The sequence below is a fragment of the Pseudomonas sp. CFBP 13710 genome (assembly GCF_014842235.1).
Classification (GTDB): Bacteria; Pseudomonadota; Gammaproteobacteria; order Pseudomonadales; family Pseudomonadaceae; genus Aquipseudomonas; species Aquipseudomonas baltica.
Genome location: NZ_JACYVJ010000003.1, coordinates 210,871 through 234,801, shown reverse-complemented (window position 1 = coordinate 234,801; position 23,931 = coordinate 210,871). Strand labels below are relative to the sequence as shown.

Genomic DNA, 23,931 nt, shown 5'->3' with positions numbered 1-23,931 from the left:
GCGTGTTTCCTGCCGTAAAACATCTCTTGTCGAGGTCTCAACCTTACCCTCGGCAACGCAGGCCGGACCTACCGGAAGTACAGAGCGCGCACCTCGATGCTCTATGCTCACACTTCACAACAATACCTCAGCGCGCTGCCGCCGCTGTAAAGGAGAGAGGCAATGCTGGAGCTCACTATAGAGCAGATATCCATGGGCCAGAGCGCCGTGGATAAACCCGCCGCCCTGCAATTGCTCGCCGACAAGCTGGTTGCCGATGGCCTGGTGGCCGAAGGTTACCTGGCCGGCCTGCAAGCGCGTGAAGCTCAAGGCTCGACCTTTCTGGGCCAAGGCATCGCCATTCCCCACGGCACGCCCGATACCCGTGACCTGGTGTTCACCACCGGCGTGCGCCTGCTGCAATTTCCCGAAGGCGTGGATTGGGGTGACGGCCAGAAGGTCTACCTGGCCATCGGCATCGCCGCCAAGTCCGACGAACACCTGCGCCTGCTGCAACTGCTGACCCGCGCGCTGGGTGAAACCGACCTGGGTGAAGCGCTGCGCCAGGCCACCGATGCACCCGCGTTGCTGAAGCTGCTGCAAGGGGCGCCGCAGGAATTGGCGCTGGATGCGCAGATGATCGGCTTGAGCGTGATGGCCGAAGACTTCGAGGAACTGGTCTGGCGTGGTGCGCGTCTGCTGCGTCAGGCCGACTGCGTCAGCAATGGTTTTGCCGCGCTGCTTCAGCAGGTCGAAGCCCTGCCGCTGGGCGATGGCTTGTGGTGGCTGCACAGCGAGCAGACCGTGAAGCGTCCGGGCCTGGCCTTCGTGACCCCCGACAAACCCCTGCGCTACCTGGGCCAGCCGCTGACCGGGCTGTTCTGCCTGGCCAGCCTGGGCGAAGCTCACCAGGCCTTGCTCGAACGCCTGTGCGCGTTGCTCATCGAAGGCCGCGGCAACGAATTGGGTGCTGCCACCAGCACCCGCGCCGTGCTCGAAGCGCTGGGCGGCGAGCTGCCTGCCGATTGGCCCAGCGCACGCATCGTGCTGGCCAACGCACATGGCCTGCACGCGCGGCCGGCGAAGATTCTGGCGCAGCTGGCCAAGAGCTTCGAAGGCGAGATTCGCTTGCGGGTGGTCGAGTCCGGCGGTCTCGCGGTGTCTGCCAAGAGCCTGAGCAAGTTGCTCAGCCTGGGTGCGCAGCGCGGTCAGACCCTGGAACTGGTCGCCGAGCCGACCATTGCCGGCGACGCCTTGCCGGCGTTGCTGGCGGCCATCGAGGAGGGCCTGGGCGAGGAAGTGGAACCGCTGCCGAGCGTCACCGAGGCTGCGCCTGCGCCGCCCGCTGTGACCAAGGCGGTCAAGCTCAAGCCACAGGCGCCAGGCACAGGCGCGCAGGTCCAGGGTGTCGCCGCGGCCCCTGGGATCGCCATGGGCCCGGCGCACATCCAGGTGCTGCACGATTTCGACTTTCCCCAGCGTGGCGAGTCCGTGGCGCTGGAGCGTGAACGCTTGCAGGCCGCCCTCGGCCAGGTCCGGCAGGACATCGACGGGTTGATCCAGCGCGCCCAGGCACAAGCCATCCGCGAGATTTTCGTCACTCACCAGGAAATGCTCGACGACCCGGCCCTGACCGATGAAGTCGCTGCCCGCCTGCAGCAGGGCGAAAGCGCTGCCGCGGCCTGGAACACGGTGATCGAAGCGGCCGCGGTGCAGCAGGAATCGCTGCAGGATGCGCTGCTGGCCGAACGCGCAGCGGATCTGCGCGACATCGGCCGTCGCGTGCTGGCGCAGCTGTGCGGCGTGCCTACCCTGGAAGAACCCAAGCAGGCCTATATTCTGGTGATGGACGAGGTCGGCCCATCCGACGTCGCCCGTCTGGACCCGGCGCGCGTGGCCGGGATTCTGACCGCCCGCGGTGGCGCCACTGCGCACAGCGCCATCGTTGCGCGTGCCCTCGGCATTCCTGCCGTGGTGGGCGCAGGCGAGGCGGTGTTGCAGATTGCCGCCGGCACCGCATTGTTGATCGACGGCCAGCGCGGCCTGCTGACCGTGGCCCCGGCGCCAGAGGTGCTGGAACAGGCACTGGCCGACCGTGACCGTCGCGAGCAGCGCCTGCAGGCGGCTGCCGAGCGACGCATGGAAAGCGCCGTGACCCTCGACGGGCACGCGGTGGAAGTGTTCGCCAACATCGGCGAAAGCGCCGGTGTCGCCAAGGCCGTGGAGCAGGGCGCCGAAGGCGTTGGCCTGCTGCGCACCGAGCTGATTTTCATGGCCCATTCGCAAGCCCCGGACGAGGCGGTGCAGGAAGCCGAGTACCGCCGCGTGCTCGATGGCCTGCAAGGTCGGCCGTTGGTGGTGCGCACGCTCGATGTGGGCGGCGACAAGCCCTTGCCGTACTGGCCGATCGACAAGGAAGAGAACCCGTTTCTGGGGGTGCGCGGCATTCGCCTGACCCTGCAGCGTCCCGACGTGATGGAAGGCCAGCTGCGCGCACTGCTGCGCGCTGCCGACAACCGTCCGTTGCGGATCATGTTTCCCATGGTCGGCAGCCTCGAAGAGTGGCGCCAGGCCAAGGACATGACCGAGCGCGTGCGCCGCGAGATCCCGGTCAAGGACCTGCAGCTGGGCATCATGATCGAGGTGCCGTCGGCGGCATTGCTGGCACCGGTGTTGGCCCGCGAGGTCGACTTCTTCAGCATCGGCACCAACGACCTGACCCAGTACACGCTGGCCATCGACCGCGGTCACCCGACCCTCTCGGCCCAGGCCGATGGCCTGCACCCCGCGGTCCTGCAACTGATCGACATTACCGTGCGTGCGGCGCACGACTACGGCAAGTGGGTCGGCGTGTGCGGCGAACTGGCGGCCGATCCGCTGGCGGTGCCGTTGCTGGTCGGCCTGGGTGTGGATGAATTGAGTGTCTCGGCGCGCAGCATCGCCGAGGTCAAGGCGGGGGTGCGCGAGCTGACGCTCAGCCACGCGCAACAATTGGCCCGGCATGCGCTCGGGCTGGGCACCGCTGCGCAGGTACGTGCCCTGGTGGAGAAATCTTGATGGCACGCATCCTGACCCTGACGCTCAATCCGGCGTTGGACCTGACCGTGGAAATCGACGGGCTGGAACTGGGCGAAGTCAATCGCAGCAATGCCTTGCACCGACACGCCGCCGGCAAGGGCCTCAACGTTGCTCAGGTGTTGGCCGACCTCGGCCATCAGGTCACCGTGAGCGGCTTTCTGGGCGAGGCCAACCCGCAACCGTTCGAGGCCTTGTTCGCTCAACGCGGTTTCACCGATGCGTTCATTCGCGTACCGGGCGAAACGCGCAGCAACATCAAGCTGGCCGAACGCAATGGCCGGGTCACCGACCTCAATGGTCCGGGCCCGGTGGTCGACGACCAGGCTCAGGCCGCTCTGCTGGCACGCCTGCACGACATTGCACCGGGTCACGATGCTGTCGTGGTGGCCGGCAGCCTGCCGCGTGGGGTGAGCCCTGAATGGTTTCAGGCACTGCTCGAACAGCTTGCGCACATGGGCTTGAAGGTGGCACTCGATACCAGCGGGGCTGCCTTGCGTGCGGGCTTGAAGACGCGTCCATGGCTGATCAAGCCCAACACCCACGAGCTGACCGAGGTGCTCGGCAGTTCCGTGGAAACGCCGGTCGAGCAAGCGGCTGCGGCGCAGCACCTGTTGGCCGACGGCGTCGCCAATGTGGTGATCTCGCAGGGTGAACGCGGCGTCAATTGGTTCGCGGCCGACCTCGCCTTGCAGGCCTTGCCGCCCACCGTCGAGGTCGCCAGCACCGTGGGTGCCGGAGACTCTCTGCTGGCCGGGCTGGTGCACGGTCTGCTCAGCGAGCAGGCGCCGGAACACAGCCTGCGCACGGCCACGGCGATCGCCGCCATGGCGGTGACGCAGATCGGCTTCGGAATCAGTGATGCCGCGCACCTGGCGCGGCTTGAAAGCGGCGTCAGCGTACGTCCGCTGACAGAACAATAAGAGGGTTGAAGATGAAACTAGCTATTGTCACCGCGTGCCCCAGCGGGCGGGTGTCCAGCGTCTTGAGCGCACGTCTGCTCGACGCTGCGGCCCGTCGCCAGGGCTGGACCACCTTCGTTGAAGTGTTCGACCCGCAACACCCGGAACTGCGTCTGAGCGCAGCCGATATCGAGAACGCGGATTGGGTGCTGGTGGTCAACACCGGCGCCATGGACCTGAGCCGTTTCGTCGGCAAGCGTCTGTTCCAGAGCAGCCCGGCCCATGCCCTGCAGGATGTTGACGGCTTCCTGCGCCAGGCCGCCGATCAGGCCAAGCCCTATGCCGCCGCTCCGGCAGCTGCCGCGGCAGCGTCGCGTGCGCCACGGCTGGTGGCGGTCACCGCATGCCCGACCGGGGTGGCGCACACGTTCATGGCCGCCGAGGCTTTGCAGCAAGGCGCCAAGCAGTTGGGTTATGAGCTGCAGGTCGAAACCCAGGGTTCGGTGGGCGCGCGCAATCCGTTGAGCGTGCAGGCCATCGACGAAGCCGACGTGGTGCTGCTGGCCGCCGACATCGAAGTGGCTACCGAGCGTTTTGCCGGTAAGAAGATCTATCGCTGCGGTACCGGTATCGCCTTGAAACAGGCCCAGGCCACGCTGAACAAGGCCTTGGCCGAAGGTGAAGTGGAGTCCACCGGCAGCGCTGCCGGTGCGCCCAAGAAGCAGGAAAAGACCGGCGTCTACAAGCACCTGTTGACCGGTGTGTCGTTCATGCTGCCGATGGTGGTGGCGGGCGGTTTGCTGATCGCGCTGTCGTTCGTGTTCGGTATCGAGGCGTTCAAGGAGCCGGGCACCTTGCCAGCGGCGTTGATGCAGATCGGTGGCGAGGCGGCATTCAAGCTGATGGTGCCGTTGCTGGCGGGCTACATCGCTTACTCCATCGCTGACCGTCCGGGACTTGCGCCGGGCATGATCGGTGGTTTGCTGGCGAGCACCCTGGGTGCGGGCTTCATTGGCGGTATCGCGGCCGGTTTCATTGCCGGTTACGCCGCCAAGGCGATCAACCGCTATGCGCGCCTGCCGGCGAGCCTGGAAGCGCTCAAGCCGATCCTGATCATTCCGCTGCTGGCCAGCCTGTTCACCGGCCTGGTGATGATCTACGTAGTGGGCAAACCGGTGGCCGGCATGCTCGCTGGGCTGACCACCTTCCTCGACAGCATGGGTACTACCAATGCGTTGCTGCTGGGCGTGCTGCTGGGGGCGATGATGTGCGTCGACCTGGGCGGGCCGATCAACAAGGCGGCGTACGCGTTTTCGGTGGGGCTGCTGGCCTCGCAGAGCTACGCGCCGATGGCCGCGACCATGGCGGCCGGCATGGTGCCGCCGATTGGCTTGGGCCTGGCCACCTTCCTGGCTCGACGCAAGTTTGCCCAGACCGAGCGTGAGGCTGGCAAAGCGGCATTGGTGCTGGGGCTGTGCTTCATTTCCGAAGGCGCCATACCGTTCGCTGCCAAGGATCCGCTGCGGGTGATCCCGGCGAGCCTGGTCGGTGGCGCGTTGACCGGCGCATTGTCGATGTACTTCGGCTGCAAGCTGATGGCGCCGCACGGTGGGCTGTTCGTGTTGTTGATTCCCAACGCGATCAACCATGCCTTGCTGTATCTGCTGGCCATCGTTGCCGGGGCCTTGCTGACTGCGGTGGTGTATGCAGTGATCAAGAAGCCGGAAGTCCAGGAAATTGCCGTAGAGCCGGTCAAGGCCTGATCCCGTAGCAGCGGCGCAAGCCGCGTCCGGCCTCACCGTGGTGAGCCAGATACACCGCATGCACCGCCGACGCGGCTCGCGCCGCTGCTACAGAGGGCGCGTGCGGTTTCATCGCGGTGAGGTTGATACACCGCATGTACCGCCGACGCGGCTTGCGCCGCTGCTACAGAGGGGGCGATCAGGCTGGATGCGGTGTGCGGTTTCATCGCGGTGAGGCTGACACATCGTAACCCCTGTAGCAGCGGCGCGAGCCGCGTCGGCGGTACACGCGATGGGTCAATAGACGTCGCGTCGGTAGCGGCCGGTTTCGATCAGGTCGTCCAGGCGTTCCCGGCCCAGCAATTGGGCCAGCACTTCATCCACGCCGCTCGCCATGCCCTGCAGGCTGCCGCAGACATAGATCACCGCGCCATCCTCCACCCACTGCAGCAACACCTCACCGGCCTCGCGCAACCGATCCTGCACGTACACCTTGTGCGCCTGATCACGCGAGAACGCCAGATCCAGCCGCGCCAGATCACCACTGGCCAGCCACCCCAGCAACTCATCCGCGCACAGGAAATCATGGGTTCGGTTACGTTCGCCGAACAGTAACCAATTGCGCCGCTGACCTTGTTCGATGCGGCCCTTGAGCAAGCTGCGCAAGCCAGCCAGACCGGTGCCGTTGCCCAGCAGAATCACCGGCACCGGCTCCTGCGGTAGATGAAAGCCGGCGTTGCGCCGCAAGCGCAGGCTGACCGCGCCGTGCACCTGGGCGTGTTCGGTCAGCCATCCCGACCCCAGCCCCAGGCTGCCGTCGGCGTGGCGCTCCTGGCGCACGATCAGTTCCAGCCGGCCGTCGCTGGGCAGCGAAGCAATGGAATACTCACGTGCAGCGATGGGGATCAGCGCATCCACCAGCGCCTGTGCATGCAAACCTACCAGGTGCCCGCGACTGGCCGGCAGTTGCCGACTGGCCAGCGCCTGACCCAGCGGCTCCTGCAAGCCATCGACCTCAACCAGCGCAGACGCCTGCAGCCCCAGCCCGGACAACCACTGGTCGATGGCCGCGCAGCCGTTGCGTGGCAGCACGTCGACCAGATCGCCAGCCTGCCAGTGGGCCTCGCCATCATTGTGCAAGGCAATGCGATAGACCGCTGCGCCTTCACTCCCCGGATTCAGCAGCTGGCGTTCGAGCAAGGTCCACGGGCTGAACGCCGGTGCCTGCCACACGGCCTGGGCGACGCCCCCGGTCAGCCCGCTCAATTGCTGCTGCCAGTGCTGCAAGGCCGCCGGGTCGGCGTTGTCGACCTCGATCGAGGCAAACAGCGGCTGGGCGCCACGCTCATCGAGCCATTGGTCCAGACGATGAGCGAAGCCGCAGAACTGCTGGTATTGCCGGTCACCCAGCGCCAGCACTGCGTAGCGCAAGCCGGGCAGGGCACAGGCACTGCCCAGCACCTTGCGCTCGAAGCCGCGCGCGGTGTCGGGTGCCTCGCCGTCGCCGAACGTGCTGACCACGAACAACGCCTTGTCGGCGTGCCGCAGCTGCGCTTCATCCACCTCGCCCAAGGCGCGGACACGCACGTTCTGACCGGCCGACTGCAGTTGCCCGGCGGTTTGCCACGCCAGTTGCTCGGCGAAACCGCTCTGGCTGGCGAACCCGATCAACCAACCGGCCGATGTCTCGTCCTGCTGGTGCAAGGCGCCGCGGGCCAGGCGTACCTGGCGCTTCTTGCGACGCCGATCCAGATACAGCAGCCAGCCCGTGATGAGGAACAACGGCATCGTCAGGCTCGCCAGCATCATCAGGATACGACCGACCAGGCCGAAATAACTGCCCACATGCAGGGCGTAGATGCTGGTCAGCAGTTGCGCTTTCAGCGACTTGTCCTCATAGCGCTGGATGTCCTTGACCTGACCGGTGGCCGGGTCGAGGCTGAGCAGGCCGAAGGCCCGATCATGGGGCGAATCCGTACGCAGGTAGAACACCGTTGCCGGCAGGCCGACATTGCCCGGAATACGCATGTTGACCACGCTCAATTGTGGACCGACCGCGCCCTGGATGCTGGCCCACAGCGCGTCGTAATCCACCGTGGGCGCCACATCGGCAGAAGACGCGGTGCGCCGCTCGATGCGCTGGGCGGCAGGGTTGTCGGAGAGCATTCTGTTCACCGCGTTGCCGAACCACTGGTAAGACCAGGTCAGGCCGGTCAAGGCCGCCAGCAGATAGAACAGCAGGCACCAGGTGCCGAACACCGCATGCAGGTCCCAATTGAAGGCGCGACCCTTCTTGGCCCAGTCCAGGGTCAGCCAGGTGCGCCATTGCAGCGCCTTGCGCGGCCAGCGCAGATACAGGCCGGAAAGACAGAAGAACACCAGCATCAAGGTGCAGGCTGCGGTGATCTGCCGGCCCGTCGCGCCCATGGCCAGGAAGCGATGCAGATCCAGCATCAAGTCGAAGAAGCCTTCGCCGACCACCGCGCCCTGCAACTCCCCGGTGTACGGATCGAAATAGGCCGAAGGCCCTCGACGTTGCCCTGGCGGCGGGGTGAACGACACCCGTGCGGCGCTGCCTTCGACCAGGTCCACACGCAATGCGGCAACCTTGCTGCCCTGCCGCTGCTCGAGGATTTCCACCAGTTGCGCAGCAGGGAGGATGCCGCCATCGCGAATCTGCACGTTCAGGGTTTGCGGATTGAGCGCGCGCAGGATTTCATCCTCGAACGAGTAGCTGGCCCCGGTGATGCCCATCAGGGCCAGCACCAGGCCGCCGGTGATGCCGAAAAACCAGTGCAACTGGAAGAGGACGTTCTTGAACACGAATCACCTTGAGCGGGCCGATCGAAAGGAGGGCAGACGGCATTATGCAGCACTGGCTGAGAATCAGTCTCAGGCGCACCGATTCTGATCATTGCCGTTGCGACGTGAAACGCCCCGCGTCGTCGAAACGGGCGGGGCGCAGCAACCGACGCGCAGTGGCTAGAAGTGGAAGTTGGTGCTCAACAGCGCCGTGCGTCCCGCCGCCTGGTTGGCGAAGTGGGTGCTGAAAGCCTTGTCGTAGTAGGTCTTGTCGGCCAGGTTCTGCACGTTCAGCTGCACGTCGAAATGCTTGCTGATCTTGTAGCTGGCCATGGCATCCAGGCGCACGTAGCTGTCGACCATGGTGGTGTTGGCGACATTGCCGAACACGTCGTCGACATAGAAGGCGCCGCCGCCGATGGTCAGTTTGGGCGTCAGGTTATAGGTGGTCCACAGGCTGGCGCTGTTGTTCGGCGTGTTGGGCATCTGGTTGCCGTCGTTGGCCGCGCCCAGCGGGCCGTTGTCGACCACGCGCGCCTGCAGGTAGCTGTAGCCGGCGAACACCTGCCATTGCTCGGTAAGCTTGCCGGACGCCGACAGCTCCAGGCCATCGACTCGGGTCTTGCCGGCGTTCTCGTAGGCAAAGGTGCTGGTCTGCACGCGGGTGTTTTCTTTCTCGGTGCGGAACAGTGCGGCGGTCAGCGACAGACGCTGGTCGAGCAGGTCCCACTTGGTGCCGACTTCGTAGTTGGTGGTTTCTTCGGGCTCCAGGTCACTGCTCAGCAGGTTGCCTGCGCGATCCGGTGCTCCGCCCAGCGGGTTGCCTTCTATGCCTTCGCCCACCAGCGAACCGGGTGGGGTGGCCGAGGTGGCGTAGGAAACATACACGCTGCCGTTCTCGGCAGGCTTCCACACCAGCCCCAGTTGGCCGGTGACGAACTCGCTGGTGTCCTTGCCCTTGGCCGTGGTGGCACCGGCGGCGGTGAAGGTGCGGTAGTCGGTTTCGAAGTGGTCGTAGCGCAGGCCGGCGTTCACCTGCCACTGCGGGCTCAGCTCCAGCGTGTCGAACACGTAGATCGCCCGCGTCTTGCTGGACGTGTCGGTGCCGGCGTAGTTGCGCGCAATGGCGCCGCTCCACGGGTCATCCGGATTGGGGTTGGCCAGCGACGTGCAGTTGTAGCCGCTGGAAACGATGCTGCCCGGTGTGCAGTTGGTGCTGGCGCCGGCGGTGCGCGGCGTGGTGTCGGTGTTGACGGTGTAGGAACTGCGGTCACTGTCTTCGCGGCTGAATTCGATGCCGGTGGAGAAGCTGTTCTTCAACCCGCCGACGTAGAAGTCACCGAACAGATCGGTCTGGTTGGTGGTGGTCGCGGTGTTGCCGACGCGACTGTTGGCGCGGCGCCAGACACTGCCGTTGTTGACATTGCGCTGGCTGTCGTCGGGCTGGGTGAGGATGTAGTCCTGCATGGTGTTGCCATGGCGCAGGGTGTTCTTCACGGTCAACGCGTCGGTGAGGTCGTGCTCGATGGCGAAGGTGGCGATGTCGCTGCGGGTCTTGCGGAAGTCACGGTCGCTCAGGCCATAGAAGTTGCTGCGGCTGCCACCGTCCTCAGGCTTGTCCGGATTGGCCGAGGTGCGGCCGGCGTTGCCCGCCGCCGGAATGCTGTAGGGAATGCCCGAGTCGGGCAGGTCGTCGCTCTCCAGGTGGTAATAGTCGAGGAAGACCCGCGTCTCGGTGCCCAGGCCGAAGGCCAGCGACGGCGCAATGCCCCAACGGTCGTAATCGACCTGGTCGCGCCCGGCGACGTTGCTTTGGTGGCTCATCAGGTTGAGTCGCCCGGCGGCGCTGTCGCTGAACTGGTAGTTGCCATCCAGGGTATAGCGCTGGGTCTGGTCCGAGCCCCAGGTGAAACCGCCATCCAGTGAGTCGCCCAGGTGCGCTTTCTTGCTCACCAAGTTGATAGTGCCGCCGGCAGCGCCACGGCCGCCGATGGCCGAGTTGGGGCCCTTGCTGACCTCGATGGATTCCACGGCGAAGATTTCCCGGCTTTGCGCGCCGGCATCGCGTACGCCGTCCAGGTAAGTGTCGCCCTGTGCATCGAAACCGCGGATGAAGGGTCGGTCGCCCTGCGGGTTACCGCCTTCGCCGGCACCGAAGGTGATGCCCGGTACCGTGCGCAACGCGTCCTGCAGGTTGAGTGCGCCGGTGTCCTTGATCACCTGTTGCGGCACCACCGTCACCGAGCGCGGGGTATCGACCAGCGGCGCGGTGTACTTGGCGGACGAGGCGCGCTCGACCTGGTAGGACGTCGGCTCCTGCGCGTCGCCGGTGATGCTGGTGGCGCCGAGCGCTACCGAGGCGCCCTTGGCCTCGCTGGCCGGCGCGGCCTGTGCCGTTGGCGCGGCGCAGGTAGCGCCCAGGGCCATGCCGATGGCAGAGGCCAGCAGCCGTGGCGATGAGACTGGAATGAAGTGGTGTTGGCGCGTCATGGTGGAAACCTTCCCCAAGGTTATGAGGCCGCGGAGCATAATGTAACTGCATATATGTATCAATTGCGAAATATTGCTATTCGAGATCGTTTTACATTCTTTACAATTTCTTCGGCTGTTTGTCTGCATTCCTGGACATGCACGCTTGTGTTTCGGCAATGGGAATCAATACCATTGCTGCCCCTTGGCTTGCGGTGACTTTCCATGCTCCTACACATTCCCGGATTGTTCGCGCGCGACGAAGTGCTGCGCATTCGCCAGGCCCTGGAGCAGGCCGATTGGGCGGATGGGCGGATGACGGCAGGCCATCAGTCGGTCAAGGCCAAGCACAACCTGCAACTGCCCGAAGGCCACCCGCTGGCGATGGAGATCGGCGCGGCGCTGCTCGAACGCCTGTGGGCCAACCCGTTGTTCATGTCGGCGGCATTGCCGAACAAGGTGTTTCCACCGCTGATCAACTGCTACACCGCAGGCGGAAGTTTCGATTTTCACATCGACAATGCCGTACGCCAGGCCAAAGGCAGCATCGAACGGGTACGCACCGACCTGTCCTCGACGTTGTTTTTCAGCGATCCACAGGACTACGACGGCGGCGAACTGGTGATCCAGGACACCTTCGGCACCCGCGAAGTCAAGCTGCCGGCCGGCGACTTGCTGCTGTACCCGGCCACCAGCCTGCACAAGGTGCGTGCGGTCAGCCGCGGCGCGCGTTTCGCATCGTTCTTCTGGACGCAGAGCCTGGTTCGCGAAGACAGTCAGCGGGCGCTGCTGTTCGATATGGACGGGGCGATCCAGCAGTTGAGCCGCGACGTCCCCGAGCACCCCTCGCTGATTCAACTCACCGGCACCTACCACAACCTGCTGCGGCGCTGGGTGGATGTATGAGCGGCGACTTCAGCCTGCGCCGTCGGGAGGTGCTGGACAACGAGCAGTTGAAGGCGATGCTCGCCGCCGAACCGCGCAAGGCCGCCCAGGCGCTGGTGATCGCTGCGGGGCAGGGCGTGGTCGATGCACAGGCATTGCTCGGGCAGATCCTGCTCGATGGCCGCGGTATCGAACGTGATGCGGCGCTTGCACTGAAATGGTTTGCCATCGCGGCCAGCCGGGGCCATGCCATGGCGCACAACATGCTCGGTCGCTGCCATGAACATGGTTGGGGCTGCGAGGCCAGTGCCGAACGTGCTGCCGGCCATTACCTGCACGCTGCACGGGCCGGGCTCGATTGGGGCCTGTACAACCTGGCCAATCTGTTGGGTACCGGGCGCGGCGTTGCACTCGACCACCCGCGAGCGTTCGCCTGCTATCTGCAGGCGGCCACCATGGGCCACGCCAAATCCATGAATCTGGTAGGGCGTTACCTGGAACAGGGGCTGGTGGCAGGCGCCGATCTACCCAGGCCGCAGGTCTGGTACATGCGTTCGGCCCAGGCGGGAGACTTCCGCGGCCAATTCAGCCATGCCGCGATGCTGGCAGAGGAGGGCGACGTCGATACCGCACTGATCTGGCTGCAGCGGGCTCTCGAAGGGGGGAATGCAAACTTTCTGCGCAGCAGCTTGAAGGTGCTGGAGCAGGCCAGACAGCCGGCCATCAGGGCGATGGCCAGCCTCTACGCGCAGCGCTTGCAGGCGCTGGAGCAGTAGAATCACGGGCAGCCCGAGGCTACCCGCAAGTCCCTGGTGCATTCAGACGTAGAACGATTTCAAAGGCGGGAAGCCGTTGAATTCCACCGCGCTGTAGCTGGTGGTGTAGGCACCGGTGGACAGCCAGTACAGACGGTCGCCGATGGCCAGGTTCAACGGCAGGCCATATTTGTAGTGCTCGTACATGATGTCGGCGCTGTCGCAGGTCGGCCCGGCGATCACCACCTCTTCCATCTCGCCTTTCTTCTCGGTCCAGATCGGGAACTTGATGGACTCGTCCATGGTTTCGATCAGCCCGCTGAACTTGCCCACGTCGGTGTACACCCAGCGCTCTACTGCGGTACGCGACTTGCGCGCCACCAGCACCACTTCACTGACCAGAATGCCGGCGTTGGCGATCAGCGAACGGCCCGGCTCGAGGATGATTTCCGGCAGCTCGTCACCGAAGTCTTCCTTGAGGAAACGGATGATTTCCTCAGCATAGGTTTCCAGGCTGTTGGTGCGGGTGATGTAGTTGGCCGGGAAGCCACCGCCCATGTTGATCAGCTTGAGAACGATGCCGTCTTCTTCCTTGAGGCGTTCGAAGATCACCTTGACCTTGGCGATCGCCGCGTCCCACACGCTGATGTCACGCTGCTGCGAGCCGACGTGGAAGGAGATGCCGTACGGCACCAGGCCCAGGTCGCGAGCCAGGATCAACAGGTCCATGGCCATGTCGGTCTGGCAGCCGAACTTGCGCGACAGCGGCCAGTCGGCCGTGGTCGAGCCTTCGGTAAGGATCCGTACGTAGACCTTCGAGCCCGGCGCGGCCTTGGCGATGTTGCGCAGGTCGGCTTCGGAGTCGGTGGCGTACAGGCGCACGCCCTTGTCGTAGAAGTAGCGGATGTCCTTGGACTTCTTGATGGTGTTGCCGTAGCTGATGCGCTCCGGCCCCACGCCCTGGTTCATGACCTTGTCCAGCTCGTAGATCGAGGCAATGTCGAAGCTCGAGCCTTTGTCGCGCAGCAGGTCGATGATTTCCACGGCCGGGTTGGCCTTGACCGCGTAATACACCTTGGCAAATTCGAAACCGGCGCGCAGGTCATCGTAGGCCTTGCTGATCATGGCGGTATCGATGACTACGAATGGGGTTTCTTGCTTGTCGGCGAACGCCTTCATTTTGTTGAAGGTATCGGGTGCGAAGTAGTCTTCGACGTTGATCGACATGCTAGGGACTCCTGGTGGCAAACGTCGTGAATATAAATGGGCTCAAATGACCATCCTCCGTATCCCCACTTTGGTTCGCCTACTTCCCAAGGCATGTCGGGCGAAAGCAAAAAGGCCACGGAAAGCTGCTTTCCGGTGGCCTGTTGTCTCGTCGTCAGTACTTGAGCCGGATGGATCGTTTCCAGCATGGACGGTCGGCGCGAACTTTAGGGCGTGGAAGGCTTGAGAGCAACTAAAAATGTCGCGTTTTCGTACGTTGCTCGATTGCTGGCACTGCAACCGCTGCACACTGCTGCAGCGGTTCCCTTTTAACCGACCCACATGACCGCATGATGTTCCCGAGGGGCTGGCCCGTCGGTCACTCCTTCACGTTCATGAATTCCTTGGCCCAGCTCACGTAGCTCTCCGGATGGGTGTAGGTGTGGGTCAGTTCGGTGGCGCTCAGGTCGGTGCTCTTGCTGAACTGCTGGCGCTGTTCGCGCAGCGAGTCGTAGGTTGCCTTGATCGCTGCAAAATAGGCACCGTGGCCGTCCACCACCACGCGCACACCCAGCGCCGCCAGGCGTGCGTCGTCGTGCAGCGCAGGGTTGCCGTAGGTCACCAGCATCAGCGGCACACTGAGGTTTTCGGCAATCTGTTCCAGGTGCTCGAAGTCCTTCACGCCGACCATGCAGATGCCATCGGCACCAGCGGCCTGGTAGGCCTGGGTGCGGCTGATCACTTCCTGGGTCGAAAGCACCCCGGCGTGGGTCCGGGCGACGATGGTCAGCTCGGGATCGACCCGCGCTTCGAGCGCTGCGCGAATCTTGCCGACCCCTTCGGCCACCGAGATGAGGTCGGTTGAGCGGCGACCGAACTGCGCCGGCAGCAAGGTATCCTCGATGGTCAGGGCACCGATGCCGGCGCGTTCCAGTTCGACCACGGTACGCATCACGTTCAGCGCGTTGCCATAGCCGTGGTCGGCGTCGGCAATCACCGGCAACTGCGCCACACGACCGATGCGTGTGGCCTGCTCGGCGAACTCGGACAGGGTGATCAGGGCGAAGTCGGGGGCCGCCAGCACCTGCAGCGACGCCACCGAACCGCCGAGAATACCGACCTCGAAGCCCAGGTCGGCGGCAATGCGGGCAGACATCGGATCGAACACCGAAGCGGTGTGATAACACTGTTTTGAAGCAAGCAGCTCACGGAACTGGCGACGCAGGGCCGTGTGGGAAACTTTGGGCATGATCGCTCCTGATTCTGGCGAAACCCCAATGCCTCATGCGGAGGGTTTCTGGAACTTTATCGATTCTTCATGGGTTTTTAGTGACTGGCGCCAGTTTATCACCGCACGGGTGAAGTTGTATTCGTTGGCGCCATTGCGCCGTGCCTGATTCGACTGCATCGGCAAGTGGCGACGGCGCACGCAAAATGGCAGAGTGTCCGGCCATGCCTGCCTGCCAACGGAATCCCCATGGCCACTCCCACAACAATCGCCAACCCCGCGCCAGGCGCTGCACAGACCAGTCCGCTGGTGATGCGCATCCTGGGTGCCTGCGCCCTCGCGCACCTGGTCAACGACCTGATCCAGGCGGTGCTGCCGTCGATCTATCCCATGCTCAAGGCCAGCTACGGGCTGACCTTCACCCAGGTGGGCCTGATCACCCTGACCTTCCAGGTCACCGCATCATTGCTGCAACCCTGGATCGGCTTCTATACCGATCGCCATCCCAAGCCGCTGCTGTTGCCCGCCGGCATGGTCTGCACATTGATTGGCATCATGCTGCTGTCCATGGTCGGCAGCTTCCCGATGATCCTGCTGGCGTCGGCGCTGATCGGCATCGGCTCCTCGACCTTTCACCCGGAAACTTCGCGGGTGGCGCGACTGGCCTCCGGTGGACGCTTCGGCCTGGCGCAATCCACCTTCCAGGTAGGGGGCAATACCGGGTCGGCGTTCGGTCCACTGCTGGCGGCGGCCATCGTCATTCCGTTCGGGCAGGGGCATGTGGCCTGGTTCGGCCTGATCGCGGTGTTCGCCGTGGCGCTGCTGTACGGCATCAGCCGCTGGTACCGTGGCCATCTCAACCAGTTCAAGGCGCGCGCTGGCCAGAGCGCCAGCCACGGTCTGTCCAAGGGGCGAGTCAAAGCCGCGCTGGTGGTGCTGGCATTGCTGGTGTTCTCCAAGTATTTCTACATGGCCAGCTTCACCAGCTACTTCACCTTTTACCTGATCGAGAAGTTCGACCTATCGGTGGCCAGTTCGCAGTTGCACCTGTTCCTGTTCCTCGGCGCGGTGGCGGCCGGGACTTTCTTCGGCGGGCCCATCGGCGACAAGATCGGCCGCAAGGCGGTGATCTGGTTCTCCATTCTGGGCTCGGCGCCGTTCACCCTGATGCTGCCCTACGTCGACCTGTTCTGGACGAGTGTGCTGAGCGTGGTCATCGGCTTCATTTTGGCGTCGGCATTCTCCGCCATCGTGGTGTATGCGCAGGAGCTGGTGCCAGGCAACGTGGGCATGATCGCCGGGGTGTTTTTCGGCCTGATGTTCGGTTTCGGCGGCATTGGCGCAGCGCTGCTCGGCCATCTGGCGGACATTCACGGCATCGAGTACGTGTACTGGCTGTGCTCGTTCCTGCCCTTGTTCGGCATCCTGACGATCCTGCTGCCGAGCACCAAGAAGGCGGTGTGAGGCAGCGCTAGCGGGCGCGGTGCTCGGCTGGCTGCGGGCGACCGAACAGGTAGCCCTGGAAATGCGAGCAGCCTTCGGCCTTGAGCCGCATGAACTGCTCGTCGCTTTCCACGCCCTCGGCCGTGACCTGCATCTGCAGGCTGCGGCCCATGCCGGTGATCGCGCGGATGATGGCGATGGCTTCGTTGCTGTCGCCCATGTCGTGCACGAACGACTTGTCGATCTTGATCTTGTCGAAGGCAAATGCGCGCAGGTAGCTGAGGGACGAATACCCAGTGCCGAAATCGTCCAGGGCGATGCGCACACCCAGGGCTTTCAAGCGCTGCAGGATACTGATGTTGGCCTGGTTGTTGTCCAGCAGCACCGATTCGGTGATCTCCAGCTCCAGCCGTGCGGCGTCCAGGCCCGACTCGCTCAACGCTGCCTGCACCAGCTCCACCAGGCCATTGTTGCGAAACTGCACCGGCGACAGGTTGACCGCCACGGTCAGCTCGCCAGGCCAGCGTTGAGCTTCGTGGCAGGCTTCGCGCAAAGCCAGCGCACCCAGCTCGTGAATCAGCCCGGTTTCTTCGGCGATGGCGATGAAATCCAGCGGCATGATCATGCCATGTTGCGGATGCTGCCAACGCATCAGTGCCTCATAGCCAATGATCTGCGTGTCGCGCTTGTCGATGATGGGTTGGTAATACAGATGCAGCTGTTTGTCGACGATGGCCTGACGCAGATCGCTTTCCACTGTGCGGCGCTTCTGCGCCAAGGCATCCATGCGTGGATGAAAGTATTCGTAGCGATGGCGGCCGTTGCGCTTGGCCTCGTACAGGGCCATGTCGGCGCAGCGCAGCAATTCTTCGGGCGTGTTCTGATCCCTGGGCGCCAGCGCAATGCCCACGCTCAAGCCCACGCAGAGGCTGTGCCCCTCGATCAGGAAAGCCGGCTCGATGGTGTCGATCAGGCGTTGCGCGGTGAGCTGCGCGTCTTCGCCGTTCTTGAGTTCGGGCAGGATCACCGCGAACTCGTCGCCGCCCAGGCGCGCCAACGTGTCCTTGACCCGCAGCACGTCGCGCAGGCGCGTGGCGATGGCGCGCAGCAGACGGTCGCCGAACTCATGGCCCAGGGCATCGTTGACGTTCTTGAAGTTGTCCAGGTCCAGGCACAGGGTCGCCGTCACGCGGTCGCGGCTGGCGTCTTCACGCAAGGCCTCTTCGAGACGTTGGCGGAACAGCGCCCGATTGGGCAGCCCGGTCAGGCTGTCGTGGTGAGCCATGTGGCGAATGCGCGCCTGGGCAGCGTTTTCGTCGGTGATGTCTTCCACGATCAGCAGCACGTAACTGCTGCCCAGTTCCTTGCCGCGTATGGTCACCGTCTTGCTGCGCAAGGTCCGCAGGCCCAGCAGGGTGTGCTGCTGGCTCTGGGCATGGTGCAATCCCTCGGTACGCACGCACTGGTCGGTCAACCGGCGCAGATAACCGCTCAACGCCGGCGCCAGGCACTCTTCCAGCTGCCGACCGATCATCTGCTCACGGGCATTGCCGAACAGCCGCTCAGCCTGCAGATTCACCAGCAGGATCTGCCGCGATACGGCGTCCTGCACGATCACGCTGGACGGAATATTGGCGATGACCGAATCGAGAAACATCGACAACGAGGCCATTTCGGCGCTGTGACTTTCCGCCAGGCGCTTGGCTTCCAGCAGGCTCAAGTCCCGCGCACGCTTCTCGCTGATGTCGCGCGTGACCTTGGCGAAGCCGAGCAACTGGCCCCTGTCGTCATGGATGGGCTCGATCACTACATGGGTCCAGAACAGCGTGCCGTCCTTGCGCACCCGCTGGCCTTCGCATTCGAAACGCCCCGCCTCCAGCGCCGTCGCCAGGCTCTGCGCCGGCAAGCCACAGGCGCGGTCCGCGGGGGTGTAGAAGCACGAAAAATGCTGTCCGACGATCTCCTCCGCACGATACCCCTTGGCCCGCTGCGCCCCGGCATTCCAATTCGAAACGATCCCCTGCGGCGAGAGCATGTAGATCGCATAATCCACCACGCCCTGTACGAGCAGCCTGTACATCACATCGGAATTTTCGTTCATGGGGTGGCGTCTGCTAGGGGAAACTACGGCGCGGTCGAGGGCAGCGGGTGGTCACCAGGGCGCGGTAACCCGTGCACGTGTCTGGTCCACAGGTTGTCGGCTGGCCATGCGCTATCTTTAGCGCGTGGCGGCCCTTGGAGCCTGAATGCAAAAAGCCCCGCATCGCAGGGCGATGACGGGGCTTTCGAGGGGCGCGTGAGGCGGTGTAGCGGGTCGGCTCAGACGTTGAAGCGGAAGTGCATCACATCACCGTCCTTGACGATGTATTCCTTGCCTTCCAGGCGCCATTTGCCTGCTTCCTTGGTACCGGCTTCGCCGTTGTACTGGATGAAGTCGTTGTAGGCGATGACTTCCGCGCGAATGAAGCCTTTTTCGAAGTCGGTGTGGATCACACCGGCGGCCTGTGGCGCGGTGGCGCCGATCTTCACGGTCCAGGCGCGGACTTCCTCGACGCCGGCGGTGAAGTAGGTCTGCAGGTTGAGCAGTTCGTAGCCGGCGCGGATCACCCGGTTCAGGCCGGGCTCTTCCAGGCCCAGGGCCTCGAGGAACATGTCCTTCTCTTCGCCGTCGTCGAGCTCGGCGATTTCGGCTTCGATCTTGTTGCACACCGGCACCACGATCGCGCCTTCTTCTTCGGCAATCACCCGTACCACGTCCAGCAGCGGGTTGTTCTCGAAGCCGTCTTCGGCAACGTTGGCGATGTACATGACCGGCTTGGTGGTCAACAGATGGAAGCCGCGCACGACCGCCTTCTCGTCGTTGCCCATGGTGCGCATCAGGCTGCGGGCCGGTTTGCCCAGGGTGAAATGGGCAATCAACTGCTCCAGCAGGCCCTTTTGCACCACCGCGTCCTTGTCGCCACCCTTGGCGTTGCGCGCAACCTTCTGCAGTTGCTTCTCGCAGCTGTCGAGGTCGGCGAAAATCAGCTCAAGGTCGATGATCTCGATGTCGCGCTTGGGGTCGACGCTGTTGGAAACGTGGATCACGTTCTCGTCTTCGAAGCAGCGCACCACGTGGGCGATGGCGTCGGTTTCGCGGATGTTGGCGAGGAACTTGTTGCCCAGCCCTTCACCTTTCGAAGCGCCGGCCACGAGGCCCGCGATGTCGACGAACTCCATGGTGGTGGGCAGCACGCGCTTGGGATTGACGATGGCAGCCAGTGCTTCCAGGCGCGCATCGGGCATCGGCACGATGCCGCTGTTGGGCTCGATGGTGCAGAACGGAAAGTTCTCGGCCGCGATCCCGGATTTGGTCAAGGCGTTGAACAGGGTGGACTTGCCGACGTTGGGCAGGCCGACGATGCCGCAGTTGAATCCCATGGTGAATCCCTCTTCGAAGAGTCAGGCCTTTTGGCTGTGCAGGTTTTTCATCGCGCGATTCCACTCGCCGGCGAAGATATCCGGCAGCACACCGAGGGCAAAATCGATACTGGCATCCAGCTTTTCCTGTTCGGCGCGCGGGGCGCGGCCAAGAACGAAATTGGACACCAACTTGCTGTCACCCGGGTGGCCGATGCCAAGCCGCAGACGGTGAAAGCCATTGTCATTGCCGAGCTGCGCGATGATGTCGCGCAGGCCGTTGTGCCCGCCGTGCCCGCCGCCCAGTTTGAGCTTGGCGACGCCGGGGGGCAGGTCGAGTTCGTCGTGGGCCACCAGGATCGCTTGCGGCGGTATGCGAAAGAAATTCGCCATCGCTGCGACGGATTGACCGCTGCGGTTCATGTAGGTGGTGGGGATCAACAGACGAACGTCATGGCCCTGATGGCTGAAACGCGCCGTCAGGCCGAAATACTTGCGATCGGCTACCAGGTTCACACGGTGTGCCTGGGCGATGCGCTCAACGAAAAGAGCCCCTGCGTTATGCCGGGTCTGTTCGTATTCGGGGCCGGGGTTACCCAGGCCAACGATCAGTTGTATGGCGGTCACGGCAGGGGCTCTTCCTTGTCGAGTCGTGGACGCCACCCGAGGGTGTCATCCACAGCTCGGCGTGCGAGTAAGATTACTCGGCAGCGCCTTCTTCGGTTTCTTCGTCGGCAACGATACGCGGAGCGTGGACGTTGGCAACTGCCAGGTCGGTACCATGAGCCAGTGCGACGAACTCGACGCCTTGCGGAGCCTTGAGGTCGGACAGGTGGATGATGGTGCCGATTTCAGCGTCAGCCATGTCGACTTCGATGAACTCAGGCAGGTCTTTCGGCAGGCAGGTCACTTCCAGCTCGGTCTCGGTGTGCGAGATCTCGCCGCCTTTCTTGACAGCCGGTTCCTGGTTCATGAAGTGCAGAGGCACGATGGCGGTCAGTTTCTGGCCGGCGATCACGCGTACGAAGTCAGCGTGCAGGACGTGACCCTTGGCTGGGTGACGCTGCAGTGCCTTGATCAGGACGTTCTGCTTGGTGCCACCAACGTTCAGTTCGATCACGTGGCTGAAGGCAGCCTCGTTTTCGAGCAGCTTGGCAACTTCCTTGGCCAGCATGCTGATCGACTCAGGGGCTTTTTCGCCACCGTAGACAACAGCTGGTACCAGGCTGGCGAGACGACGCAGGCGGCGGCTCGCACCTTTCCCCAGGTCGGAACGCGCTTCGGCATTCAAAGTGAAATCGTTCATGTGTTTCTCCAAAATAACCACGTTCGCCCAGCGTTTGCGACCAGCGCCAAGGCGATACGGGCAAAAAAGCCCCGGCCCGACAAGAGTGTCGGGCCGGGGCGCTTTTCGTCAGAACGGTGTTCGCGAAGGGCAGGGCCCTCAGCGGAACATCGCGCTGATCGATTCTTCGTTGCTGATGCGACGCATCGCTTCGGCAACAACCGGGGCGATATCCAGTTGACGGATACGCCCGCAGGCTTGTGCGGCTGCGGAGAGCGGGATGGTGTTGGTCACCACCAGCTCGTCCAGCACGGATTTCTCGATGTTCTCGATCGCACGCCCCGACAGGACCGGGTGGGTGCAATAGGCGAACACCTTGGCCGCGCCATGTTCTTTCAGGGCCTTGGCCGCATGGCACAGAGTGCCGGCGGTATCGACCATGTCGTCGACCAGGATGCAGGTACGGCCTTCGACATCACCGATGATGTGCATCACTTCGGAGTGGTTGGCCTTCTCGCGACGCTTGTCGATGATGCCCAGGTCGACGCCCAGCGACTTGGCCACGGCGCGTGCACGCACCACGCCACCGATGTCGGGGGAAACGATCATCAGGTTCTCGAAGCGCTGGTCTTCGATATCGTCCACCAGAACCGGAGAACCGTAGATGTTATCGACCGGGATATCGAAGAAGCCTTGAATCTGGTCGGCGTGAAGGTCGACGGTGAGGACACGGTCGATGCCCACCACGGTCAGCATGTCGGCGACGACCTTGGCGCTGATTGCCACACGGGCAGAGCGCGGACGGCGGTCTTGACGAGCGTAACCGAAGTAGGGGATCACGGCGGTGATTCGCGAAGCCGAGGAGCGGCGGAAGGCATCGGCCATCAGCACCAGTTCCATCAGGTTGTCGTTGGTCGGCGCACATGTAGGCTGGATAATGAAGACGTCTTTACCGCGAACGTTTTCATTGATCTCGGTGCTGATTTCACCATCGGAAAACTTGCTGACGGAGACATCACCGAGAGGGATATGCAGCTGACGCACAACGCGTCGAGCCAGATCGGGGTTTGAATTCCCCGCAAAGACCATCATCTTGGACACGCGCAGTACCTGCCGGCTGAGGGTATACCTGGATGAGTATAGGAAAATGGCAGGGGCGGCTGGATTCGAACCAACGCATGGCAGGATCAAAACCTGCTGCCTTACCGCTTGGCGACGCCCCTGTAGCTTGAAACTTCCGAGTGCCCAGCACTCGTTTCCTGTTACAGACTCTGCAGCTTGCGATGCAACATCGAAACGTTGCTTCCCTTGGCCACGAACCCTGTAAGGGTGTCTGCAAGAAGGTGCGAAACTCTATCAGCTTCCGCTTTGCTTGGGAAGGCCCCAAACACACAACTTCCAGTGCCTGTTAGCCGAGCTTCAGTGAATTTGCCAAGCAAATTCAGTGCGTTACGTACATCAGGGTAACGACGCTCTACTACTGGCTGGCAGTCATTACGACTGTTTCCCTCAAGAACGGGGCGCACTTTAATGGGCGCCGAGTCACGTGTCAACAACGGATCCGAAAAAATTTCCGCTGTACTTACAGAGACTTGCGGTACAAGCACGAGATACCAGGGCTGTGGCAGTTCGACCGGGGTCAGTTTCTCGCCCACGCCTTCGGCGAACGCCGCATGGCCGCGCACGAACACCGGCACATCGGCGCCCAGGGAAAGCCCCAGCTGCGCGAGCTGATCTTCACTGCAGCCGGTCTGCCAGAGGTGGTTCAGGGCGAGCAGGGTGGTGGCGGCATCGGAGCTGCCACCGCCGATACCACCGCCCATGGGCAGTACCTTGCGCAACCAGATATCGGCGCCCAGCGCCGTACCGGTCAGTGCCTGCAGCTGCCGCGCGGCCTTGACGATGAGGTTGCTGTCGTGGGGCACGTCGGCTATCTGGGTGTGCAGGCACACCACGCCGTCGTCGCGAAGGGCGAAATCCAGCTCATCACCGTGGTCGAGAAACTGGAACAGCGTTTGCAGCTCGTGATAACCATCCGCGCGCCGGCCGAGGATGTGCAGCATCAGGTTGAGCTTGGCCGGCGCGGGCAGGGTCAGTACGGGGTTCATGGAAGTGCCTGCGCTCATGTCACTGCCCCAGCCGGCGCGGCTGCCAATCCTTGACCACCAGGGTCACGTCCAGGTCCTGGCCATGCAGCTTGATCCGCTCGGGCAGCCAGTAGCCATTCTGTTCGGTGTAGCTCAGGTATTCGACTTTCCAGCCGTCCTGGGAAAGTCCCGCGAGGCGGCTGTCGCCATCCAGCGTCAGTTGGCTCTTGCTGTCGGGGGCCGGCAGGCCGCGGACCCACCAGGACAGGTGCGAAACCGGCAGTTTCCAGCCCAGTTGCTGTTCGAGCAGTTCTTCGGGGGTAGCGGCCTGGTAGCGGCCCTGATTGGCCACCTCCAGGCTGACATCGCCCGGGCGTCCGGTCAGGCGCGCCGCACCGCGCCCCAGAGGGCCGGACAGGCGGATGTCGTAGTAATCCTGACGCTGCAGCCAGTACAGGGTGCCGGAACCGGAGTCCTTGGGCGCACGGATGCCGATCTTGCCGTTGATCTCCCAACCGTCGAGCTGGGTGAGTTGCTGTTTGTGCACTTGCCACTGTTGCGGGTTGCCCTGACCCTGCAGGGCTTCGTGGGAGCCCATGCCGGCGCATCCGGTGAGCACGGCGATGAAAGTGGCAACCAGCAGGTGACGCATCATGTAGGAGGTAGGACGCAAA

General features: G+C 63.6%; 17 protein-coding genes and 1 tRNA gene. 6 read left to right on the top strand and 12 right to left on the bottom strand.

Annotation, left to right across the window (positions count from 1 at the left end; translation table 11 throughout):
- Positions 1 to 162: 162 nt before the first annotated feature.
- From ptsP to IFT44_RS09500, 3 genes are read left to right on the top strand one after another with little or no spacing between them, the layout of a single operon-like run.
- Complete coding sequence (gene ptsP, locus IFT44_RS09510) at positions 163 to 3,036, top strand: phosphoenolpyruvate--protein phosphotransferase (protein WP_192175807.1); 2,874 nt, start codon at positions 163 to 165, stop codon at positions 3,034 to 3,036.
- A complete protein-coding gene (pfkB, locus tag IFT44_RS09505) occupies positions 3,036 to 3,977 on the top strand; it encodes a 1-phosphofructokinase (RefSeq protein ID WP_122475254.1) in 942 nt (313 codons plus the stop codon). Before ptsP ends, pfkB begins: the two co-directional genes overlap by 1 nt.
- 11 nt (positions 3,978 to 3,988) lie before the next feature.
- A complete protein-coding gene (locus IFT44_RS09500; RefSeq protein ID WP_122715150.1) occupies positions 3,989 to 5,719 on the top strand; it encodes a PTS fructose-like transporter subunit IIB in 1,731 nt (576 codons plus the stop codon).
- Positions 5,720 to 5,995: 276 nt separating this feature from the next.
- Here IFT44_RS09500 and IFT44_RS09495 read toward each other — a convergent pair whose 3' ends face one another.
- Complete coding sequence (locus IFT44_RS09495; RefSeq protein ID WP_192054718.1) at positions 5,996 to 8,521, bottom strand: PepSY domain-containing protein; 2,526 nt, start codon at positions 8,519 to 8,521, stop codon at positions 5,996 to 5,998.
- A 159-nt stretch (positions 8,522 to 8,680) separates the two neighbouring features.
- Positions 8,681 to 10,990 (bottom strand): TonB-dependent receptor, encoded by a 2,310-nt coding sequence (locus tag IFT44_RS09490; protein ID WP_192175806.1) that lies wholly within the window; start codon positions 10,988 to 10,990, stop codon positions 8,681 to 8,683.
- A 204-nt stretch (positions 10,991 to 11,194) separates the two neighbouring features.
- Between IFT44_RS09490 and IFT44_RS09485 the strand changes: the two genes are divergently transcribed.
- Together IFT44_RS09485 and IFT44_RS09480 are read left to right on the top strand one after the other, a co-directional pair.
- Complete coding sequence (locus IFT44_RS09485) at positions 11,195 to 11,875, top strand: Fe2+-dependent dioxygenase (protein WP_192175805.1); 681 nt, start codon at positions 11,195 to 11,197, stop codon at positions 11,873 to 11,875.
- On the top strand, positions 11,872 to 12,630 hold the full coding sequence (locus IFT44_RS09480) for a tetratricopeptide repeat protein (protein ID WP_192054712.1): 759 nt from the start codon (positions 11,872 to 11,874) through the stop codon (positions 12,628 to 12,630). Before IFT44_RS09485 ends, IFT44_RS09480 begins: the two co-directional genes overlap by 4 nt.
- A 42-nt stretch (positions 12,631 to 12,672) precedes the next feature.
- Here the strand turns inward: IFT44_RS09480 and IFT44_RS09475 are convergent, their stop codons facing one another.
- Positions 12,673 to 13,836, bottom strand: a complete 1,164-nt coding sequence (locus IFT44_RS09475; protein ID WP_122715155.1) for a type III PLP-dependent enzyme — start codon at positions 13,834 to 13,836, stop codon at positions 12,673 to 12,675.
- A gap of 358 nt (positions 13,837 to 14,194) precedes the next feature.
- A complete protein-coding gene (locus IFT44_RS09470) occupies positions 14,195 to 15,064 on the bottom strand; it encodes an isocitrate lyase/PEP mutase family protein (protein ID WP_122475242.1) in 870 nt (289 codons plus the stop codon).
- 228 nt (positions 15,065 to 15,292) lie between these two features.
- Here IFT44_RS09470 and IFT44_RS09465 point away from each other — a divergent pair, with 228 nt between their 5' ends.
- Positions 15,293 to 16,507 (top strand): MFS transporter, encoded by a 1,215-nt coding sequence (locus IFT44_RS09465; RefSeq protein WP_122475240.1) that lies wholly within the window; start codon positions 15,293 to 15,295, stop codon positions 16,505 to 16,507.
- A gap of 7 nt (positions 16,508 to 16,514) precedes the next feature.
- Here the strand turns inward: IFT44_RS09465 and IFT44_RS09460 are convergent, their stop codons facing one another.
- The 8 genes from IFT44_RS09460 to lolB all read right to left on the bottom strand — a co-directional run bounded on the left by IFT44_RS09460 (position 16,515) and on the right by lolB (position 23,912).
- Positions 16,515 to 18,587: a putative bifunctional diguanylate cyclase/phosphodiesterase gene (locus IFT44_RS09460; RefSeq protein ID WP_192137724.1), complete on the bottom strand. Its 2,073-nt coding sequence runs from the start codon at positions 18,585 to 18,587 to the stop codon at positions 16,515 to 16,517.
- Positions 18,588 to 18,805: 218 nt separating this feature from the next.
- Entirely contained in the window at positions 18,806 to 19,906 is a 1,101-nt protein-coding gene (ychF, locus tag IFT44_RS09455; protein ID WP_122475237.1) for a redox-regulated ATPase YchF, read from the bottom strand.
- 21 nt (positions 19,907 to 19,927) lie between these two features.
- A complete protein-coding gene (gene pth, locus IFT44_RS09450; RefSeq protein WP_043192904.1) occupies positions 19,928 to 20,512 on the bottom strand; it encodes an aminoacyl-tRNA hydrolase in 585 nt (194 codons plus the stop codon).
- A gap of 73 nt (positions 20,513 to 20,585) precedes the next feature.
- Positions 20,586 to 21,191: a 50S ribosomal protein L25/general stress protein Ctc gene (locus IFT44_RS09445; protein WP_122475235.1), complete on the bottom strand. Its 606-nt coding sequence runs from the start codon at positions 21,189 to 21,191 to the stop codon at positions 20,586 to 20,588.
- Positions 21,192 to 21,329: 138 nt separating this feature from the next.
- Entirely contained in the window at positions 21,330 to 22,271 is a 942-nt protein-coding gene (locus tag IFT44_RS09440) for a ribose-phosphate pyrophosphokinase (protein WP_043192909.1), read from the bottom strand.
- A 47-nt stretch (positions 22,272 to 22,318) separates the two neighbouring features.
- A tRNA-Gln gene (locus IFT44_RS09435) sits at positions 22,319 to 22,393 on the bottom strand.
- 39 nt (positions 22,394 to 22,432) lie between these two features.
- Entirely contained in the window at positions 22,433 to 23,278 is an 846-nt protein-coding gene (ispE, locus tag IFT44_RS09430; RefSeq protein WP_185795007.1) for a 4-(cytidine 5'-diphospho)-2-C-methyl-D-erythritol kinase, read from the bottom strand.
- Between the two features lie 19 nt (positions 23,279 to 23,297).
- Complete coding sequence (gene lolB / locus IFT44_RS09425; protein WP_192175891.1) at positions 23,298 to 23,912, bottom strand: lipoprotein insertase outer membrane protein LolB; 615 nt, start codon at positions 23,910 to 23,912, stop codon at positions 23,298 to 23,300.
- Positions 23,913 to 23,931 lie beyond the last annotated feature (19 nt).

Coding starts and splice junctions, on each gene's coding strand:
- IFT44_RS09490 (WP_192175806.1), bottom strand. CDS start 10,990: ATGACGCGCCAACACCACTTCATTCCAGTCTCATCGCCACGGCTGCTG.
- IFT44_RS09460 (WP_192137724.1), bottom strand. CDS start 18,587: ATGAACGAAAATTCCGATGTGATGTACAGGCTGCTCGTACAGGGCGTG.
- IFT44_RS09470 (WP_122475242.1), bottom strand. CDS start 15,064: ATGCCCAAAGTTTCCCACACGGCCCTGCGTCGCCAGTTCCGTGAGCTG.
- IFT44_RS09445 (WP_122475235.1), bottom strand. CDS start 21,191: ATGAACGATTTCACTTTGAATGCCGAAGCGCGTTCCGACCTGGGGAAA.
- ispE (WP_185795007.1), bottom strand. CDS start 23,278: ATGAACCCCGTACTGACCCTGCCCGCGCCGGCCAAGCTCAACCTGATG.
- ychF (WP_122475237.1), bottom strand. CDS start 19,906: ATGGGATTCAACTGCGGCATCGTCGGCCTGCCCAACGTCGGCAAGTCC.
- IFT44_RS09500 (WP_122715150.1), top strand. CDS start 3,989: ATGAAACTAGCTATTGTCACCGCGTGCCCCAGCGGGCGGGTGTCCAGC.
- IFT44_RS09475 (WP_122715155.1), bottom strand. CDS start 13,836: ATGTCGATCAACGTCGAAGACTACTTCGCACCCGATACCTTCAACAAA.
- IFT44_RS09485 (WP_192175805.1), top strand. CDS start 11,195: ATGCTCCTACACATTCCCGGATTGTTCGCGCGCGACGAAGTGCTGCGC.
- IFT44_RS09465 (WP_122475240.1), top strand. CDS start 15,293: ATGGCCACTCCCACAACAATCGCCAACCCCGCGCCAGGCGCTGCACAG.
- lolB (WP_192175891.1), bottom strand. CDS start 23,912: ATGATGCGTCACCTGCTGGTTGCCACTTTCATCGCCGTGCTCACCGGA.
- IFT44_RS09480 (WP_192054712.1), top strand. CDS start 11,872: ATGAGCGGCGACTTCAGCCTGCGCCGTCGGGAGGTGCTGGACAACGAG.
- ptsP (WP_192175807.1), top strand. CDS start 163: ATGCTGGAGCTCACTATAGAGCAGATATCCATGGGCCAGAGCGCCGTG.
- pfkB (WP_122475254.1), top strand. CDS start 3,036: ATGGCACGCATCCTGACCCTGACGCTCAATCCGGCGTTGGACCTGACC.